Raw genomic sequence first — 18,714 nt, forward strand, 5'->3', positions numbered from 1 at the left:
GGAAAAGATATTCTACAGATGAGCTCAAACACGGACACTCAGGACCAAATCCGCGAAATCGCCTGGATGCATTACGTGGGAGGGCTGACGCAGGCGCAAATTGCAACGCGCCGAGGTCTGAGCAAGATGAAAGTCCACCGCTTTGTTCAGGCCGCTCATGAACAGGGGTTGGTCAAGATTTTCGTGGACAACGTACCGACCGATTGCATGGCGCTCGAAGACCGTCTGGTTGCGGAATTTGGCCTGACCAGTTGCACGATCGTTCCTGATGTCGACGAGCCTCAGACCATGGATGTCTCGATGCCCGCGGTGGCCAGTGCTGGCGCGCGCTTTCTGCATGGCCGCCTTGAAAACACCAACACAATGATGGTCGGCGTCGGGTCCGGGCGCACCATGTCGGCGATCGTCAAAGCCATGCCCACAATCCGGCGGCCAAAAGCGGAATTCATTTCGGTCACCGGCGATTTTGCCGCATTGAGCGATGCCAATCCATTCGAAGTCATTCACGCCTTGATCGACAAAACCCAAGGCAAAGGCTACGCTTTCACCGCCCCTCTGGTTGTGGACAGCGCAGACGACCGCGACCTGTTTCTGCGACAGCGCAGCATTCGCGGTTCATTTGAGCGCTTGCGCGATGCGTCCATGATCATGATTGGCGTCGGTCATGTCGGCCCTGGATCGTTTTTCCGCTCTTTCGGCCTGATCACCGATGCGGAACAGGGAGATATGATCAGAGAGGGCGTCGTGGCCGACCTTGCTGGCAATCTGGTCGACGACAGCGGTGCGTTTATTGAAACAGGGATCGCTCAACGTATGCTCGGAATGGACCCTGACTTATTGCGCGAACGCGAGGTCGTCGCCATCTGTGCGGGCATAGAGAAATGGCAAGCAGCCCGTGCGGCACTGCGCACAGGCTGTCTCAATGGGTTTATATCCTCACACGCTGTGGCCGAGCGGATTTTAAACAGTCTTTAAAACGCCACAGCTTAGGTCTTTTTGACCTGTTTCAGCTTGGCCTGCTCCAACGACCAATATTCCATATCGAACAGATCCCGCTCATTGAGAGGCGTGAAACGTCCGATCCCTTCGGCGGACAATACGATCCGCGCGGTCTGTTCCGCCAAATCCGCCGCGACACGGGCCTCTTTTGCTGATCGACCGATGCCGACAATGCCCAGACCCCGGATCAACGCCACCCGAGGCAACGGGTCCAACATGGTCTTAGGCTCTTCGGCAAGCGGCGCATTGCGATTGAAATAATCTGCATACCATGCGGCAAAACTCTGGATTGCATCGCGCCACTCCTGCACACCATAGGCGGCCTCGCCTATAACCGGGCGCGGCTTGATGCGGATCACGTGGTCCGGGGTTGCGGTGCCGCGCGCCGTGATTTCGGCCAGACCATCCAGCGCAAGGAACCGGCTGGTTGCCTCGCCGCACCGCAGATCAAGCGCCAGATCATCCGCAAAGATCTCCCACTCCCCGAGTGCCTCACGCAGTGCCGCCACCGCCGCATGCGCATCGGGATCGTCCTGTACCGTCCCGGCCTCCTCCGGCATCAAGCCCGCGCCTTTGGCCGTCAGGTACTCTTCGCACATCGTCGTGTAGCGCAGAATCCGCTCATAAGACGTCCGCGCATCCTCTCCGAAGGAAAACAGCCCATGGTTCACCAAAAACTGGCCGGATGTTCCGGCACCGTCTTGGGAAAAAATCTGGTCCGCAGCATGTGACAGTTTAAAGCCGGGCATGACATAGGGAACGAGGCACAGCTCATCCCCGAAAATCTCACGCGCGATCTCGGCAGCGTTGGGTTGATTGGCAATCGCCAGTGCCGCGCAGGAATGTGTGTGATCGACAAATTTCGCAGGCAGGAACGCATGCAACAGCGCCTCGACCGACGGGTTCGGCCCGCTCTGGTCAAGCATCTCGCGCCGCAAAAAGCTCACCATTTCCTCATCCGCCATCGTTGCGGTGCTGCGCGCCTGCAACAGCGGTTCAAGCCACATCGCGGGCAGACCTGGCCCCTCAATGGTCGCCAAATCCCAGCCAGACCCTTTCACATGGATGACATCGCGCTCGACGCCCGCCTCATCCCGACGACGGGTTTTGACCGACGTATTGCCCCCGCCATGCAGCACAAGGTCGGCCTCCTGGCCGATCAGGCGCGAGGTGTACACCCGCATGGCCAGGTCTTGCGCCGCAGGGTCATCGCCTGCGGCCTTGCGCAGTCGTTCGGCTTCCTTGTCGTCCCATAGAGACTTCATATTCGCGTATCCTTTTCAAAGTTCAGTGTTTCGTGCGCCCGCAGGCCGCCAGATCGGCTCAAGACCAGTGGCATCACCGAGGTCTCGCACTCCGCCGATCACCTCGGACCACCGGGTTTTCAGAGGCTGGTACAGCGCCACGTTTTCAGGATTGGGTACAACCCGGCGCTCAATCGGACTGGCCATGGCATCGACAGCCTCGTCGATCGTCGCAAACAGCCCCGCCCCAACCGCCGCGAGCATGGCACAACCGAGAGCCGTGGTTTCCTTCACCTCGGGAATTTCAATCTCGCGGCCCGTCACATCCGCCACGATCTGCGGCCAAAGCGTGCCTTGGCTCGATCCTCCGGTGAATTGCAATGTGTCATAGCGCTGGCCTGACAAGGCTTCGAGCTTTTCAAGATGGTGATTGGCCAGAAACGCACCGGCTTCCATCACCGACCGGGCCACTTGCCCAAGCGCACGTCCGGGGGCGTTCAGGTCCAATCCGAGAAAACTCAGAGGCGGTTGCCGCCACGCATCGGACTGCATCGGACAGGCGGTTGCAGCGATTGTTCCCGCCGCGCCGACAGGCACGTCCTGCGCCAGTTTCTCGATCAGAGCAAACGCATCGAGGTCGGACTGCGCCAGTTTCAGCAGAGGTTCGAAAAAAGCATCCCGCACCCAACGCAGGGCAAAGCCGCTGAGAAAGCCAATCCCTTCGACCATCCATTCGCCCGAACGGGCGTGGCACAGCGTGCGTGGCCCAAAGGCCGGATCAATCAACGCGTCATCAGAGAGGATTGTCATCTGCCAAAAACTGCCGCCGACCAACGTGGCCTGTCCCGCACGACGCCCAAGCCCCAGCAAAGCAAGCTGCGTGTCCCCGCCCCCTGCAACAACAGGCGTGCCCGCAATCAGACCGCAGCGCGCCGCCGCAGCCCGGCTGAGCTCCCCCATTTTGGTCCCGGTTTCAACCACGGGGGGACGATGTTCGCGTTCAGCCCGATCCTTTCGATCAACTCCCCCGACCACACTCTGGCCGAGAGATCGAACAGCGCACTTGATGAACCAGCCGTCGGTTCCGTGACATAGGTGTCCGTCAGGCGCGTGGCCATCCAGTCGGAGATCATACCCAACTTATGCACCCGCCCAAACAGATCAGGACGGTTGTCCCTAAGCCAATGCAGGCGCGCAGGGGCCGTGATTGACACCCAATCCCCCGCACGGCGGTAAATCTCATCCGATATCCCGGCGCGGGTCAGCGCATCGGCCTGAACCTGTGCCCGGCCATCGACATTGGGACAGGCCCAAAGCACCTCTCCCGCCTCGTCATAGAGGACGATCCCTTCGCGCATTGACGTGGTTGAAACCGCTGCGATCTCCGCAGCATTGATGCCCGCATCAACAATCGCACGACCGATGACACGGTCAAGCAAATCGCCATTGGGTCCGGTTGTGAAATCCAGACCGCCGGGAACCCCCTCGACCGCCGGATGCGTCCATTCTTCTTGGGCGCTTCCGACAATCTCCCCTTTCAAATTATAGATGATCGCACGGCCACTGCCTGTCCCGGCATCGACCGCCATCACATAGGCTGTCTTCATAGTCTCCTCCCAGACAGTGCCTCCTCGCACTGTGCATGCCATGGCCATGTGCTTTAGTTACAAGGGTTTTTGAGTTTTTCCCCGTTCAGAAAGCGTGCCAGATCCTCTGCGATCTGCTCTGCGGCAAACGTCGCGACGCGACGCGACGCACCGGCAATATGCGGGGTCAGGGTGACATTGGGCAAGCGCAACAACTCATCATTTTTTTGGGGCGGTTCCGTTTCAAACGTGTCAAGGGCCGCACCACCAAGATGACCGCTCACCAGCGCCTCGCACAGCGCAGATTGATCAACAAGCTCGCCCCGTGCGGAGTTCACAAGCACGGCACCTTTTTTCATCTTCGCGATCCGCTCTGCGGACATAATCCCCATGGTTTCCGGTGTCACCCGTGCATGAAGGCTCAGAATATCCGCGCGTGCAATCATCTCATCAAGATCGACTTGTTCGACCCCATCAATGGCATCCTGCACTGTCAGCTTTGCATAAGGATCACAGATCAAAATCCGGCATCCGAAAGGTTTGAGCAGGCGCACGACACGCTGGCCGATATGGCTATAGCCCAAAAGCCCGACCGTCAGGTCCGACAGTTCGTCCCCGGTCCGGTCATAGCGGTACAAATCACCGCGCCAGATGCCCTGCGACAAGCCAGCATGACCGATGGTGATACGCCGCACATTGGCGAGTATGGCCCCGATGGTGAATTCGGCCACAGCCGACGCGTTTCGCCCCGGCACATTGCAAACGGTCACATGATGCGCGCGCGCCGCATCCATGTTGACGTTGGTCGGACCACCACGCGACACGCCAACGAATTTCAGGCGCGGAGCCTTGCTCAGGAGCTCCGCCGTCACTGGCGCGAGATGGGTCAGCAGTGCGTCGGCATCGGCCAGCACCGTTTCGAGGTCAGAGGGGCGGCCGCTGTATTCTTTGATTTCCGTGCCCGCCGGTCCGTCATGCGCAAAAAACGGGACTTCTGGCCAGGCCAGATCATGCGTCACAACCTCGACCCCCTGCCCCAGAGCGCTGCGTGCTGCCGCTTCGAAAACGGCCGAGGTGATGAACTGATCACCCACAGCCGCAATTTTGAGTTTTTCCATGTCTTTCTCCCTGATCGTTATAAATAACTTGACTGATATTAATTTCATGTCAAGCTTATTTATGCCGCTTTGGTTCTGGGAGGAGACGGAACCAAGCACAAAAGGGAGGAAAATATGAAAGACACGATCCAGAAAAAATATTTCACCAGCCCCACGCCCCTGTCGCGCCGCACGGTCTTGAGCGGCGGCATGGCTGTGGCGGTTGGCGCAGCTTTGGGAAGTGGCGTTCTTTCGGCCCGCGCCTATGCGCAAGCCGGAAAAACCATCACCGTGATGATGTCACAGCCTCAGGTTGGCGGAGCCAGAATCGTCGCAGAGGCGTTTGAAAAAGAAACCGGCGTAAAGGTGGAGATTGTTCCAGTCCCGCTTGATCAGATTCAGCAACAACTGACCCTCGATTTGCAATCTGGCGCAAAGCGTTTCGATGCGTTCGATTACTGGTACATCTCCAAAGGTTCCCTTGTCGAAACCGGGGTCCTTGAAGACATCACAGATCGGATTGAAGCGGACAAAGACGAGATTCAGCCCGAGGACTTCATAGCAACCGTTTATGATCCCTACAGCCTCTACAATGGCCGCCGCTATGCGCTGCCGTTCGACGGGGACACGCACGCGCTGTTTTATAACACCGAGATCTTTGCCCGACATGGCTTGAGCGCGCCCAAAACATGGGACGAGGTGATTGCCGCCTCAGAGGCCATCACACAAGCTGAACGTGCCAATGGCATTTACGGCATTGCATTGATGGGCATTCGCGCGCCACTGCAAAACATTTCCGTATTTGCCAACCGATTGGCAAACTATGGCGGTGAGTTCCTTGATGCGCAGGGTCGCCCGGCCCTAAACAGTGAAGCGGCCCTTTTGGCGGCGCAGAACCTTGTCGATACGGTGCCTTCGGCGCTACCAACACCGGCAGAAACCGGTTTTGACCAAGCTCTGACAGCGTTTGTCGGCGGCCGCGCGGCGATGACCGAAGGCTGGATTGATCTTGGGGCCTACTCTGAGGACAACGCAAATTCCAAGATCGCGGGCAAATGGGATGTGGTTCAATTGCCGGTCGGCGGCAGCAACACCGAAAGCCGCGCACCGCTGAATGCCGGGTGGGCGCTTGGCATCTCGGCCTATGGCGACAACAAGGATCTCGCATGGGAGTTCATCAAACTGGCGTCATCCGCCAAGATGCACCTTGAACTGCTGACCACCACGGGCTCCGGCATTGACCCAACGCGCCTCTCGGCCCTCACCAGTGACGCCTATAAAGCCTTCAACGCCCGCAGTCAGCGTGCCGCGAGTGCATCGCTTAACGGTGCCATGGCTTGGCCGACCGGACCACAAGCCCCGCGGATGTTGGAAAGCTTGTCGGAACAGCTTGCCATCATGATCACAGGCGAAAGCACGCCAAAAGACACCATGGATCTGGCACAGCGGAGTTGGGAACGGTTGCTGCGCTAACCCCGTGGCTGGGGCGCAGATGGCACACTGTCCATTCTCTGCGCCCCAGTTGTTTTCCCTTTTTAGAAAAGAATGAGGAGACACCATGGCGGTTTTCCCAACGACATCAGCGACCAGATCGGATCGGGGCGTGAACCTGCGCAAGCGCGCAGAATGGGGCATGACCCTGCCCTTGATGCTTGGACTTGCGATCTTTGCCGGATACCCTTTGGTCTATCTGGTGCTTCTGGCTTTTTCGCGCTCTGACCTCGGACAGCAGTTTCAGGGATTTGTTGGCTTTGACAACTTCGACTGGGCTTTGACGGGCACGGACTTCCCCGGATCGGTTGGCAATGCCATTTTATTTGCCTTGATCGTGCCCCTTATCCAGCTCGCACTTGGCCTGTATCTCGCTGTCGTTTTGAATAAGATCATGCGCGGCGGGCGTCTGTTGCGGACCATTGTTCTTTTGCCGCTGATGACACCGCCGGTCATGGTGGGCGTCGCCTGGAAACTGATTCTGAACCCGTCGGGGGGCTGGCTCAATGGCGTTTTGTTGCGCTGGGGCGTGATTGACGCGCCGGTTTCATTTTTCGGCAATGACATGTTGGCCTTTCCGGCGATCATGGCGGCGGACACATGGCAATGGACGCCGTTGATCGTCATCCTCTGTTTTGCCATCCTACAGGGCGTCCCGCATGACGTCGAAGAGGCCGCGGCTTTGGATGGCGCCTATCCAAAGCGGATTTTCTGGACCGTCACCCTGCCGATGATTGCCCCTGCCCTGTTGTCGGTCTACCTGCTGCGCGTGATCATGGCGCTCAAGACCTTTGATCTGGTCTATACCCTGACATTTGGCGGGCCGGGCAATGCGACGAATATTGCCACGTTCGAGATCTGGAAAACCGCCCTGCGTGAATTCGATGTCGGCCTTGCCTCGGCACAGACTCTGTTGTTCGCCCTCACCGTCTCTGTCGTCACCTTGCCGATCGTTTTGCTGCTCAACCACTTGGAGAAACGTAGATGAGCACCCTGATCCATGACACCAACACGGATCGGCTGATCCGAATGGCCTTTCTCGCCGCGATGCTGATTTTCTTCGCCCTGCCCATCGTCTATCTCTTTTCGACCTCGTTCAAGACACCAGACGATGTGCTGCAAGGACGGCTTTTGCCGGATGCCGCGACGCTTAAGAACTATCCGAATGCGTTTGCACATATTCCGGTTGCGCGGATGATTGGCAATTCGGTGGCTGTGGCGCTCCTGAGCGGGATCATCACCCTCGTCATTGCGGTGCCTGCAACCTATGCGACCATCAAACTTGGGGCGTTTCACCGGACGGTGCCGAACATCACTCTGGCCTCCTATGCCGCGCCCCCGATCATCGCCCTTGTCCCGCTGTTTTATCTTTTGCAAACCGCGCATTTGATGGACAGCATTCCCGGCCTCGCGCTGGTGCATGGGCTGATGAACTTGCCTGTGGCCTTTTGGCTACTGAAAAGTTTTGTCAACGATGTGCCCGCTGAAATTGACGAGGCGGCATGGATTGATGGCGCGGGCTATTGGCACACTTTGTTCAGTGTCATCCTGCCCTTGATCTTTCCGGGCATCCTTGCCACGGCGCTGATCTGCATCATCCTCTCCTACAATGAATTCCTGTTCGCATCAGCCCTGACGTTTAGTGACACCAGCCGCACCATCACCGTGGGCATGTCACTGTTTCAGGGCGAGCGTTTGGTGAATTTCGGGCAAATGGCGGCAGCATCCTTTGTCGGAATGATGCCGATCTATCTCATTGCCTTCTTTTTTCAGAAATATCTCGTCGGTGGCCTGACACAGGGCAGCATCAAATAAGCCGATTTCCACGGGAGGACGACCTATGGTCTCTATCAACATCCAAAAGCTCGAAAAACACTATGGCAAAGTGAAAGCTCTGCACGGTCTCGATCTCGTCATCGAAGATGGGGAATTCATTGTCCTCGTTGGCCCATCCGGCTGTGGCAAATCAACCTTACTGCGCTGTGTGGCGGGTCTGAACCCGATTTCGTCCGGCGATATTTTGTTTGACGGCAGACCTGTTGGGCACCTGCCGCCACAGGAACGCGACCTGTCGATGGTGTTTCAAAACTATGCGCTCTACCCGCATCTCACCGTCGCTCAAAACCTCGCATTCGGCCTCAAGGTGCGTAAAATGCGCCCCGCTGAGATCGAAGAGCGCGTGACATGGGCGGCAGAGATCCTTGGGATCACGCCCTATCTGGATCGCCGCCCCAGAGCGCTTTCAGGCGGGCAGCGTCAGCGGGTTGCGATGGGGCGCGCCATGGTCAAACATTCCAACGCTTTTCTGTTCGATGAGCCGCTGTCCAACCTTGACGCACAGTTGCGCGTGCAAATGCGCAAAGAAATTCGCGCGCTGCAACAGCGCATCGGCGTGACGTCGATTTATGTGACCCATGATCAGGTCGAGGCGATGACCATGGGGGACCGCATCGTCGTGATGAAAGACGGGCGGATCGAACAGGTCGGCTCGCCTGCGGAGCTTTACGCGCGCCCCAAAAACCGTTTCGTTGCGGGTTTCATCGGATCACCGCAGATGAGTTTTGTGGACGCACATGCCGACGGGCACACTTTAAGACTGTCAGATGGGACGGAACTGACCAGCGCCACATCGGCGCAGGGGCCTGTCACGCTTGGCATACGTCCCGAGCATTTCCTGGACCACAGCTCGGACACCAATGCCCTCACGCTCAAGGTGGAAAACCAACAGGTTGTCGGCACATCAACAAGCTACTTTGCCCGCCTGTCAGGTCATGAGATTGAGGTGATCCGCCAAGGCAGTGATCTGTCACAGCCCGCAACCCTGTCGCTTGGCGTCCGACCTGAGAACATCATGGTCTTTGACCCAACGGGGCAAAGCCTGAGGGGCCGCATCTGAGGGGCCGCACCTCAACCACATAAAAACGCCCCTGCCATTACAGCGGGGGCGTTTTCATTTTTGGGATCTGACCTTTTATTCTGGATAGGTGCGCACGGGTTTCAGGTCAATCGCATGGCCTGTGCCGGATTCGAGGATCACCTTCAGCTGTGGTTCGCTGTCGAGGTAATAAAACTCGATGGTCTCCCCAATACGTCCCCCCATCAGCATCTTGGCCCCAGCCGCATCCATGTCCTTTTTGAACTGATCCGCAGCACCCTGTCCGCGCTTCATCACGGCGACATGGTGCAGGCCTTCGCCATGCTCCTCAAGCCACTCTTTGTAGATCGAGTCGCCTTCAAGCGGTTGGATCAGCTCGTAACACATGTCCCCGACCATCACTTCGGCACAGAGCATCGAATAGGTCGCGGGCTTGCCATGCAGATGCGTGTCATGCAGCACCGGCGCGGTGTGTTCGTAGACGTTCCACGGCCCCCAGCCCAGAAGCTGGTGATACATTTTCATCGTCGCATCCAGATCGCGCACGACGACACCGATCTGAGTGATTTTGGTTTCATCGGACATTCCTATCTCCTCCTTTGGAATGAATATGCGGGTGGGGGATTATCCCCGACCCATTTTGCGGGTGATGGCATCCAGAGCCACGGCGATCACAACGATCGCGCCCGTGACCACCTGTTGCAGGTAGACATCGACATCCCCCAGAACGATCACATTGCCAAGGACCGCAATGATCGCCGCCCCCAAAAGCGCACCCCAGATCGTGCCAATGCCGCCCGTGGTGGCGATCCCACCGATCACCGGCGCGGCAATCGACGGTAAAAGCCACGACTGGCCCATCGACGCCTGTGCCGACACCAGACGGAAGCACAACAGCATCCCGGCCAGCCCCGCCAAAGACCCCGCCACAGCATAGGCGGTGATGCGCACGCGTTGCTCGTGAATGCCAATGATTTTGGCGGCTTCGCGGCTATTGCCAACCGCATACAGACGTCGGCCATAGACTGTTTTTGTGGTCAGAAATAAAATGACGGCAAACGCGCCGATCATAATGTAAACGGGCACAGGAATGCCCATCAACGACCCGCCGCCCAGCACGGTCACCTCTTTTGGCAATCCGACAATGGTGCGGCCCTTGGTGATCCAGAGGTTCAGCCCGGAATAGACGCTGAGCATACCGATGGTCACCACGAGTGAGTTGAGGTTGAACATGGTGATGATCGTGCCATTCACCGCCCCCGCAATGGCCCCGACAGCCAGTCCCGCCGCGATGGCCAGAGAGGGATCAAGCTGTGCGTCCACCAGCAACTTTGTGCAGACGATCCCGGAAAGGCCGGCAATCGCACCGATGGACACATCAATATCCCCGAGCAAAAGCAACATCCCCTGCGCAATGGCCACAATCCCGATAAAGGCGAGATCGCGGGAAATGATCGTCATGTTGTAGCTGGATAAAAACTCCGGCGCGACAATGGCCGCGACCACACAGATCACCACGAATGCGATCAGAACGCCCACGATCTGTCCGCCCCCTTGGAGATTCAGACCGCGCCTCTGTTTCATGTTTACGAGCCCGTCAGACATGAGCTTTCTCCTTGGTTGTGGCAGGCGCATGAATGGCGTCGCCCGTATTGATAATCGAGGACAACAAGCGCTCCTCGCTCAAATCCTCGGCTGCAATTTCCGCGTTGATCCGGCCGTCATAGAGGCTCAGCACACGGTTGCTGCATTTCAGAAGTTCTTCGATTTCCGATGAGATCAGGACCACGGCGATCTGTTGGTCCTCGGCCACGCGTTGCATAAGACGGTAAATTTCGTCCTTGGCATTGACGTCGATGCCGCGTGTTGGTTCGTCGAAAATCATCACCCTTGGGTTCGCCATCAACCCGCGACCGATCAGCACCTTTTGTTGGTTGCCTCCGCTCAGGTTCATGATTTTTGTCTCAGATGAGGCGGTCTTGACCCGGTAATCCTCAATGATCTGCGACGTGGCCGCAGCCTCGCGCGCGTTGGACACGACGCCGAGCCGAGCAACATCGCGCAACAGCCCCGCGCCCACATTCTGGCGCACCGACATATGTGGGAAAATTCCATGGGCTTTGCGTTCTTCAGACAGGTACATCACACCTTTGGCAATCGCCCGTCCGGGCGTCCCAAAGACCCAAGGTTCGTCATCGAACCAGGCCTGCCCCGCCGAGGGCTTGCGCATTCCAAATAGGGTTTGCAACACCTCTGAGCGCCCAGCCCCGACGAGCCCGGCAAATCCGAGGATTTCGCCAGCATGCAGATCAAAGGAAATATCCGTGAACTCGGGACCACAAAGTCCCTCGACCCGAAACAGCCGCGTCCCACGCGCGGTGCGCGGACGATACAGCGTGCTCAGATCCATGTCCTTGCCGGTCATTTTGCTGACAATCCAAGCCTCAGAGACGTCTTCGCCATCCGAATTCCCGACCACACATCCATTGCGCAACACCGACACGACGGAATGCAGGCGCATCACCTCGTCCAGTCGATGGGTGATAAAAACAATGGCTGTGCCGCGCGCCTGCAAATCCTCAACGATTGCGAAGAGCCGTTCGATTTCCGTCGCGGTCAGAGACGCGGTGGGTTCATCAAGGATCAAAATATCAGACCGTCGGCTGGCCAACGCGCGCGCAATTTGCAAAAGCTGTTTTTCCGCAACCGAGATGTCGCGCACCATATCCCCCGGCGCGCAGGTCATTTTCAGATCGTCGAGAAAAGGCTGAGCCGCCGCATCAAGGGCTTTGCGCCGGTAAATCGTACCGTTTTTCAACGGCAAGAACATGTTCTCCGCAACGGTCATATGCTCAAACAGGTTCAGCTCCTGCGGCACATATCCAATGGCGGGCGGGGTCTCGCCCTCAAAATGCAGATCGCCCTCATCAGGTCGGTAAATCCCGGTCAAAACTTTGACCAGCGTGCTTTTCCCCGCCCCGTTTTCGCCAACGATGCAATGGACCTCTCCGCGCTCGAACCGAAGGTCCACCGCGTCCAAAGCAACAACTCCGGGAAAGCGCTTGGTGATCCCGCGGGCTTCTAAAAGACTCATGTCGGTCCTCCTTGTGACTGATGGCCGGGGCACCCAATCGCATGCCCCGGTTTGCGTTCGTGTCTCAGGGAAGCGCTCTAAAAGCCGTCGATGTTTCCGTCTGCGACCATGTCCGGGGTCATGTAGCCGATGCCCGTGTCGATCCAGGACGGCGTTTCCACACCCATGTTCTGAAGCATCAGGGCAATGGTGGACCATTCACCGATCATCCGTGGCCGCGTTGCAATCGACAGATCAAGCACACCATCACGCATCAGTTCCTGAAGCTGTGGCACATCGTCGATCCCGACGAACTGCACGTCACCGACCCGCCCAGCTTCGCGCAGCGCCAAGCCAACGCCCACCGGGCCCGCAGCATCCACAACGGCAATGGCATCCAGATCGCCATTGGCGGACAGCATCCGCGCGGCTTCGGTTTGGGCCTTTTGCACATCATCATAGTCGAAGCCTTCATCAACGATCTCGACATCCGGGTATTGTGCGAACAGGTCCTTGAGCGCGTCATAGCGGTCGGCATGGGCGGAATTGGTCGGCACGCCGTGCAGGATCGCGATCTTACCCTTGTTGTCGATCCGCTTCAGAAGCTCTTCCCCCAAAATCCGGCCCTGATCGTAGAAATCATTGGAGATATAGGTGAATTGCGACCCCTGCGGTGCGGTGGAGACGAAAAGCACCACCGGAATGCCGCGATCCCGTGCCTCATTGAGGATCGGCATGCTGGCGTTAACGTCGATGGCATCAATCGCGATACCGTCGGGTTTTGTCGCAATCGCACGTTCCAAAAGCGTGTTTTGCTCAACCAGATCGGCCTGTGCCGGGGCCTGATAGTCGATGGTGATCTTTGTCCCAAGCTGCGCGCTCAACTGCTCTGCGGAATCCGCGGCCGCATCATGCACAATATCGAACCAAGCCTGTGCCAAAATCGGGATCATGACAAAACGGTATTCGTCCTTGATCTCCGGGCGCGCCTCCTGCGCTGACACACTTGTCGCCCCTAAGGCAACAGCACATGCAGCGGCCAAAAGGCCTCGGGTAAATTTGTTCATAGTTTCCTCCCATTTGTGAACACGCTTGCTTCCGCGTTCTTCCGTTTCAGCCTTTCTCCTCCAGAAAAGCCGCCGACACACCCGTCCAACTTTCATAGTCGACCTTGGGTTCGTTATTTATTTCACAAATGTTATTTATATTACCCCACCTGTCAAGCACCATTCTTCACCGCGATGAGACAGCGGCGCCACCCGCAGAAAGCGGGAACTCATTTGAGGGTAAAGCTGCGCGCAGGTTCCCGCCCCATCGGGTCGATATCGGGTCGATCGTCCGCGCCCAAAGAGGTGAGCGTCAGAGAGGGCGTGCCGGGCAACAACACGTTATGCGCCTGAGAGGATTTATCCTCTCTGCCATTCAGCGCGGCATGTTGACCACAGTCACCCCTTTGATGCACGCGCGTGCCAATTCGACCAAATGGGCGTGATGGGTAAAGAGGATGGCCTGCCCGTTCGCCCCGATCTCGGCGCAAAGTTGCAAGGCCGCCCGTGCGCGTGTGTCATCAAAGGTTTCCATGATGTCATCCAGGATCATCGGCAGTGGACCCGGCTCGCGGGCAAAGCTGCGATATCCCGCGAGACGCAGAGCAAAATACAACTGCCCCATCGTGCCCGTTGACATCTGGTCCACAGGCACCGTGCTGCCGTCCGGTTTCAGACCAACAAGCTTTTCACCCTCGGCCTGGCTCCACACGTCAACGCCTGTCCAAGCGGGGGTGGTCATGCTCACAAAAGCCGTTTCGACATCGCGCAACATACCGCTGCGCCGCTCTGCCGCCAGACGGCGCAGCGCCCCGCGTGCCGCAAGCACCCCGAGCCGCGCCACCGCCGCCTGCCGTGCCCCGGTGCGAAGCTCCTCCATCAGTGTCGCCTGTTCGGTGGCAAGATCGCTGTGGTCAGTGGCCGCAAAGGCCTCGCGATACAGCCGCTCCGCCTCGCGTTGCCCGTCACGAGCCGCATCGCGGGTCTCCTGCGCATCTTTCAACGCCTGTTCCAACTCGCCCGCGCGTGTGGCGTCCGGCATCCGGGCCAGTTCTTCGGCAAAGAAATCGGGGGCAACGCCCGCCCGCGCCGTTTGCCGATCACGCTCCGCCGTTGCCTTTTCGGCGCGCAGACGATCCCGTTCAACCAGCTTGGTGATCCGGTCGCGCGGCCCAAGGCCTTGGCCCGCCTGCCCTTCGAAACAGGTGTCGAGATCGCCGTTTGCAGTCCGCAGCCCGGCCTCGGCATCGCGCTTAGATTTGTCCGCTGCGTCCCGTCGCTCCAAAGCCTCGGCGCGTTTTTCATCCGCTCGCGCGGCCCGCATCACGCGCGCACGGGCGCGGTCGATGACGTGAACCGGATCGACATCCGCCTCATCCGTCAGATCATCCATACTGCGCGCCAAACGCTTCGCACCCTCAGTCAGGGCATCAATCGCCTGTTGCAAAGCCTCGATCCGAACAGAGAGCTTTTGATGCTCACCATAAAGCTGCTGCACGCGGCGCAGATGCGGCAAGGCGGCGCGCAGCCCTTCAAGCGAACGATCCGGCAGCAGCAAAGCCGCAGTCAAACGGGCGAGCTCTCCCTGAGCCTCTTCGCTCAGCCTATGGCCCTGCTCAGATTTCATGACCAGTTCTGCAAGGGCATCCTCGCCCTCCTGCCATTTGACCCAAGCCCTGCGATCACTGTCCTCCAAGGTCAATACACGGTGCACCTGAGCCGGAAGATCGCCCCGTGCCGGATCAAGCCCAACGGGCCGGGCCGCCTCGACCAAAGCCTCACGGGCCGCCTTCTGATGGGTCAAAAAGGTCTGCAACGCGTTGTTGGCATTGATAAGTTCAGCGACCGCACCGGCCGCTACGATCAAGGCCTGATGGCGCGCAACAAAGGCCGAAGGGGGCGCGTCTGCATCCAATCCCAGGGCCATCGCCGATTTTGAACAGCGCTCCGACAGGCGCTCATGTTGCGCACTCACCTCATCAAGTCGCGTTTGCGCCCTGTCATATCGTGTCTCAGCAATCCGCACCTGAGTTTGCGCCGCCCCTCGTCTTTGCCGCGCCTCAGCGCCGGTCAGGTAATGCGCACGGGTGCCATCATCCGCGTACATCGCCGCCTCGAATTGATCCGCGGTCTCAGGGCTCAGATCAGTCCGATGTTGCTGCCAAACGCTGTCGCGCAACCGCCGGGTCTGTTCAGTCATCGCGATGTCAACCGCGTCCGGGGCGGCCTCCTGCGCGGCAAGCTCGGCCCGCGCTTCGGCCAGCTCTGCCGCGCGCACCTCAAGATCCTTGCGCGATGACGCAAGATCGGCCTTTAGCTCCGCCCACTCTCGGGCGACCTCGTCCAAAGCTTCACGCGGCGGAAGGCCTGCCTCGATCAAGTCCCGCCAAGACCCCGACAGATCCGCCGTGGCCTTGGTCAGACGGGCCATCGCTTGGGCTTGCTCTGCCTCCAACGCCGACCCATCCGCCACTGCCTTCCAAAGATCAAAAGCGTCGCGCAGCGCCGTCAGGTCTTGCGGTTCGGCGGGGGCCTCCCCCTGTTGCGCGCGCGCGGCGGCAACGGCCTCTTGCGCCGCATCCGCGCAGAGACAGGCGCTCACGCTGTCTTGCACGGCACGCGTGAGATCCTCCAGCGCGCTGGCCTCCAAGGCCACGGTCGAGGCGCGCGCATCAGGCACCTGTAAATGCCTCAAAACATCGTCGATTTGACCCTGTATTTTCTTCCGATCCTCGAGGCGCCGGACAAGGTCGGCCCGTGCCGTGCTGGCCCGATCCATCAGCGGCGCACCGTCGATGGTCAACTGATCAAGCCGCTGCAATTCTGCCGCCAAGGGCTGGGCCAGCGTGTCGAGCGGGTTGTCTGTGATGATTTGATCTTGTTTGGCGATCTGCTCTACCGCCTCCGCGATCCGGGCCGTTTGAGCGGCGATTTTTTCGACAAGGCCCGCCACATGTTCCGCCGTGCCGGGCGGAAGATCGGGACCATCGGGGAACGCGCCCAAAGCCTCGGTCAACGGCCCGATCACCGCGGTGCGATCACACCAAAGCTCAGCGGCGTTTGAGGCGGCTTGTCTTTGATGGGTCTGCCGGAGCGCCGCGTCGGCTTGCTCAAACGCGGCACCCGCCCGGTCGCAATCATGGCTCAGACCGCGCTCGCGTTCGATCGTCAGGCGATCCGCACGCAAAGCGCGCCCGATCTCTTTCAAACGATCGCTGCCTGTTTTCAACACGGTCGCCCGACCGCGTTTCTTGTGAAATGCATCGGCCCGCTCCGCCAGAGCGTCCAGCGTCTGCGCCATGCCCGTCAGCCCGGAAAGCCCCGCGTGCAGAAGTTGGCCAAGGTCGCCCTGTGCCCCTGCAATCCGCTCACCACCTTCGCGCAACCCCTTTTCGTTGAGCGAAAACCGTTCCTCATAGGTGTCTCGGGTCAGACCGTGCAACGCACTCGATAGGATCGCCTCGTTTATCGGGCGATCCTGCGCGTCCAACAACGATTGCGTCCGCTTGCTGTTGCGGCGCACAACCATCGGCCCGTGTCCGGGCAGCTCAAGCTCTGCCCCACCAAAAGATCACTTCGCTCAAACCGAAAGGCATAGGGATGTGCACCGCTTTTGAACCCAAAGAGCAATTCCAAAAAACCGTTGAAAGTCGTGGACTTGCCCGCCTCGTTCGGACCAAAGATCACGGTCACATCGGGGGCGCCATCGGCGGGCTTTGGAAAGGTGAGATTTGCGTCCTTGAAACGGCCGTAACGGATCAGATCTAAGCGGTTCAGCCTCATTTGAGCCCCCCCGCATGCAAACTCAGCGAGACTTCGGCAATCGCATCTGCCAAAAGCGCGTCGAGTTCCCCCTCGTCCAACGCATCCATTATGTCGGACGGCAAAGCGAGCCTCAGGTCTTCGAGCTGTTGCAGCGCCGCCTGTCGAAAGCCGTCTTCGCGCAATTCGTCCTGCATGAGGCGGACCAGATCGTCAGCCACAGCGCCGGGGTTGAGCGGCGGCGGCGTGGATTTGACCTTGTCGAGGAATACGCCGTCGATGCCCTCCAATATCTCTTGCGCCAGTTCGGTCACCAAGGTCGTGTCATACCGATCTGAGGTGACGCGCAAACGCACCGCCCTATCGCGCCCCGGCTGTTGCACGGACATCAATGCCTCGCGCAGGCGACGCAAGACCTCTTGTTGATCAGAACAAGCACTCAGATCCAGCGCGCAGTCGCAAAATCCAAGATGGCCAATGGCGCGGCGCTCAAACTCCGGCACCCCCTCGCCCAAAGTCACAAGGGTCACGGTGCCGCCGCTACGTTCGCCAAAGTGGCGCGGCTGCGGAATGCCCGGCATGACCGCCAAAACCGGACCATCACGCCGCTCAAACGGCGCATGAATATGCCCAAGGCACCAAAGATCAAACCCATGCGCCATCAAATCCCGTTCGGCGCAGGGCGCATAGGGATCATGCCCCGGCGCGCCGTCCAGCGAGCTGTGCATCAACCCCACATTGCGCTTACCCGGCACCGGACGGGGATACTCCGGCAGGAAACTCTTGGCCACATGGGCCGCATCGAAGGAGAGCCCGTGGAATGCGATGCCGTCGATTTCAACCGTCGGAGCGGCCTTGTGCAAAAGATGGATGTCCGGCCCCAAATCCCCCTGCGCCCGGTAATCAAGCAGCGCATCATGATTGCCCCGGATCAGCACCGTCGGCACGCCCGCCTCCGCGGCGCGCGCAAGCTGGGTGATCAGAAAGGCGCGGGTTTTCAGGTCCGGGTAGCCATTGTCAAAAATGTCGCCCGCCAGAACCAAGGCCTCCACCTGTTCCAATATCGCCAGATCGACGATCTCGGCAAAGCTGTCGCGACTGGCCTGTTTCAACCGATCTCCAAGGTCAGGGTTGCGCAGCGCCACGGATCGGATCGGTGACCCAAGGTGAATATCAGCTGAAACGAGAAGGCGCATTATATGTGATCCCTTACCTGCACGGCCTGAACACGTTCTCCGACGTCGTCCGTGTTGTTCGACACCGACTTCGTCCTCTCCGACCATGTTGAAATGACCGCCATGATTGACCCCATCGTTCGGCCCTTCAAAAACTCTTTGCAACACATTGAGATTGAGATCAATTTATCCTCAACCATATGCCCTATTGCAGAAATTCGAAATGCCTTACGAAAAATCAATCAAAAATATTATTAAACCATTATTTTTCAAAGTGTTATTTTTGAATCTTAAAGAAAGATCACACCAGAAAAACCGGCAATGAAACCATCGTGGAGTCCATAAAAATTTGTCGAGAGAAAATCA

At 58.7% G+C, this 18,714-nt stretch carries 13 protein-coding genes and 2 pseudogenes; 5 read left to right on the plus strand and 10 right to left on the minus strand.

The features are described 5' to 3' along the window. The first annotated feature begins 18 nt into the window (after nt 1-18). Entirely contained in the window at nt 19-975 is a 957-nt protein-coding gene (locus tag DA792_RS09710) for a sugar-binding transcriptional regulator (protein ID WP_107719766.1), read from the plus strand. A gap of 11 nt (nt 976-986) precedes the next feature. On the opposite strand, the gene DA792_RS09715 is transcribed toward DA792_RS09710, so the two are convergent. The 4 genes and pseudogenes from DA792_RS09715 to DA792_RS09730 form a co-directional block, all read right to left on the minus strand. Beyond that, entirely contained in the window at nt 987-2,264 is a 1,278-nt protein-coding gene (locus DA792_RS09715) for a class II aldolase/adducin family protein (protein ID WP_107719767.1), read from the minus strand. Between the two features lie 15 nt (nt 2,265-2,279). Further along, nucleotides 2,280-3,053: an FGGY-family carbohydrate kinase gene (locus DA792_RS09720; RefSeq protein WP_368074512.1), complete on the minus strand. Its 774-nt coding sequence runs from the start codon at nt 3,051-3,053 to the stop codon at nt 2,280-2,282. Nucleotides 3,054-3,164: 111 nt separating this feature from the next. Next, nucleotides 3,165-3,898, minus strand: a pseudogene (locus DA792_RS09725) (FGGY family carbohydrate kinase); the annotation flags it as partial. 5 nt (nt 3,899-3,903) lie between these two features. Beyond that, the gene (locus DA792_RS09730) at nt 3,904-4,947 is read right to left on the minus strand and encodes a 2-hydroxyacid dehydrogenase (RefSeq protein ID WP_107719770.1); all 1,044 of its coding nucleotides are present in this window, start codon (nt 4,945-4,947) and stop codon (nt 3,904-3,906) included. A gap of 114 nt (nt 4,948-5,061) precedes the next feature. Here DA792_RS09730 and DA792_RS09735 point away from each other — a divergent pair, with 114 nt between their 5' ends. The 4 genes from DA792_RS09735 to DA792_RS09750 all read left to right on the plus strand — a co-directional run bounded on the left by DA792_RS09735 (nt 5,062) and on the right by DA792_RS09750 (nt 9,313). Continuing rightward, a complete protein-coding gene (locus tag DA792_RS09735; protein ID WP_107719771.1) occupies nt 5,062-6,399 on the plus strand; it encodes an ABC transporter substrate-binding protein in 1,338 nt (445 codons plus the stop codon). A gap of 85 nt (nt 6,400-6,484) precedes the next feature. Next, nucleotides 6,485-7,405: a carbohydrate ABC transporter permease gene (locus DA792_RS09740; RefSeq protein WP_107719772.1), complete on the plus strand. Its 921-nt coding sequence runs from the start codon at nt 6,485-6,487 to the stop codon at nt 7,403-7,405. Continuing rightward, complete coding sequence (locus tag DA792_RS09745) at nt 7,402-8,232, plus strand: carbohydrate ABC transporter permease (protein ID WP_199908149.1); 831 nt, start codon at nt 7,402-7,404, stop codon at nt 8,230-8,232. The genes DA792_RS09740 and DA792_RS09745 overlap by 4 nt, the downstream gene beginning before the upstream one ends. 25 nt (nt 8,233-8,257) lie before the next feature. After that, nucleotides 8,258-9,313: an ABC transporter ATP-binding protein gene (locus DA792_RS09750; protein WP_107719773.1), complete on the plus strand. Its 1,056-nt coding sequence runs from the start codon at nt 8,258-8,260 to the stop codon at nt 9,311-9,313. Nucleotides 9,314-9,388: 75 nt separating this feature from the next. Here DA792_RS09750 and DA792_RS09755 read toward each other — a convergent pair whose 3' ends face one another. The 6 genes and pseudogenes from DA792_RS09755 to DA792_RS09785 form a co-directional block, all read right to left on the minus strand. Beyond that, nucleotides 9,389-9,877: a VOC family protein gene (locus tag DA792_RS09755; RefSeq protein WP_107719774.1), complete on the minus strand. Its 489-nt coding sequence runs from the start codon at nt 9,875-9,877 to the stop codon at nt 9,389-9,391. 39 nt (nt 9,878-9,916) lie between these two features. Beyond that, a complete protein-coding gene (locus tag DA792_RS09760) occupies nt 9,917-10,897 on the minus strand; it encodes an ABC transporter permease (RefSeq protein WP_159075225.1) in 981 nt (326 codons plus the stop codon). Then, nucleotides 10,890-12,386: a sugar ABC transporter ATP-binding protein gene (locus DA792_RS09765; protein WP_159075226.1), complete on the minus strand. Its 1,497-nt coding sequence runs from the start codon at nt 12,384-12,386 to the stop codon at nt 10,890-10,892. Before DA792_RS09765 ends, DA792_RS09760 begins: the two co-directional genes overlap by 8 nt. A 77-nt stretch (nt 12,387-12,463) precedes the next feature. After that, entirely contained in the window at nt 12,464-13,432 is a 969-nt protein-coding gene (locus tag DA792_RS09770) for a substrate-binding domain-containing protein (RefSeq protein ID WP_159075227.1), read from the minus strand. Between the two features lie 355 nt (nt 13,433-13,787). Further along, a pseudogene (locus DA792_RS09775) lies at nt 13,788-17,194 on the minus strand (AAA family ATPase). Then, nucleotides 17,191-18,369 (minus strand): metallophosphoesterase family protein, encoded by a 1,179-nt coding sequence (locus DA792_RS09785; protein WP_159075228.1) that lies wholly within the window; start codon nt 18,367-18,369, stop codon nt 17,191-17,193. The pseudogene DA792_RS09775 and the gene DA792_RS09785 overlap by 4 nt, the downstream one beginning before the upstream one ends. Nucleotides 18,370-18,714 lie beyond the last annotated feature (345 nt).

It is taken from the genome of Celeribacter baekdonensis, assembly GCF_003047105.1.
GTDB classification, from domain to species: Bacteria; Pseudomonadota; Alphaproteobacteria; order Rhodobacterales; family Rhodobacteraceae; genus Celeribacter; species Celeribacter baekdonensis_B.

Coding starts and splice junctions, on each gene's coding strand:
- DA792_RS09785 (WP_159075228.1), bottom strand. CDS start 18,369: ATGCGCCTTCTCGTTTCAGCTGATATTCACCTTGGGTCACCGATCCGA.
- DA792_RS09745 (WP_199908149.1), top strand. CDS start 7,402: ATGAGCACCCTGATCCATGACACCAACACGGATCGGCTGATCCGAATG.
- DA792_RS09770 (WP_159075227.1), bottom strand. CDS start 13,432: ATGAACAAATTTACCCGAGGCCTTTTGGCCGCTGCATGTGCTGTTGCC.
- DA792_RS09760 (WP_159075225.1), bottom strand. CDS start 10,897: ATGTCTGACGGGCTCGTAAACATGAAACAGAGGCGCGGTCTGAATCTC.
- DA792_RS09765 (WP_159075226.1), bottom strand. CDS start 12,386: ATGAGTCTTTTAGAAGCCCGCGGGATCACCAAGCGCTTTCCCGGAGTT.
- DA792_RS09715 (WP_107719767.1), bottom strand. CDS start 2,264: ATGAAGTCTCTATGGGACGACAAGGAAGCCGAACGACTGCGCAAGGCC.
- DA792_RS09740 (WP_107719772.1), top strand. CDS start 6,485: ATGGCGGTTTTCCCAACGACATCAGCGACCAGATCGGATCGGGGCGTG.
- DA792_RS09750 (WP_107719773.1), top strand. CDS start 8,258: ATGGTCTCTATCAACATCCAAAAGCTCGAAAAACACTATGGCAAAGTG.
- DA792_RS09710 (WP_107719766.1), top strand. CDS start 19: ATGAGCTCAAACACGGACACTCAGGACCAAATCCGCGAAATCGCCTGG.
- DA792_RS09730 (WP_107719770.1), bottom strand. CDS start 4,947: ATGGAAAAACTCAAAATTGCGGCTGTGGGTGATCAGTTCATCACCTCG.
- DA792_RS09720 (WP_368074512.1), bottom strand. CDS start 3,053: ATGACAATCCTCTCTGATGACGCGTTGATTGATCCGGCCTTTGGGCCA.
- DA792_RS09755 (WP_107719774.1), bottom strand. CDS start 9,877: ATGTCCGATGAAACCAAAATCACTCAGATCGGTGTCGTCGTGCGCGAT.
- DA792_RS09735 (WP_107719771.1), top strand. CDS start 5,062: ATGAAAGACACGATCCAGAAAAAATATTTCACCAGCCCCACGCCCCTG.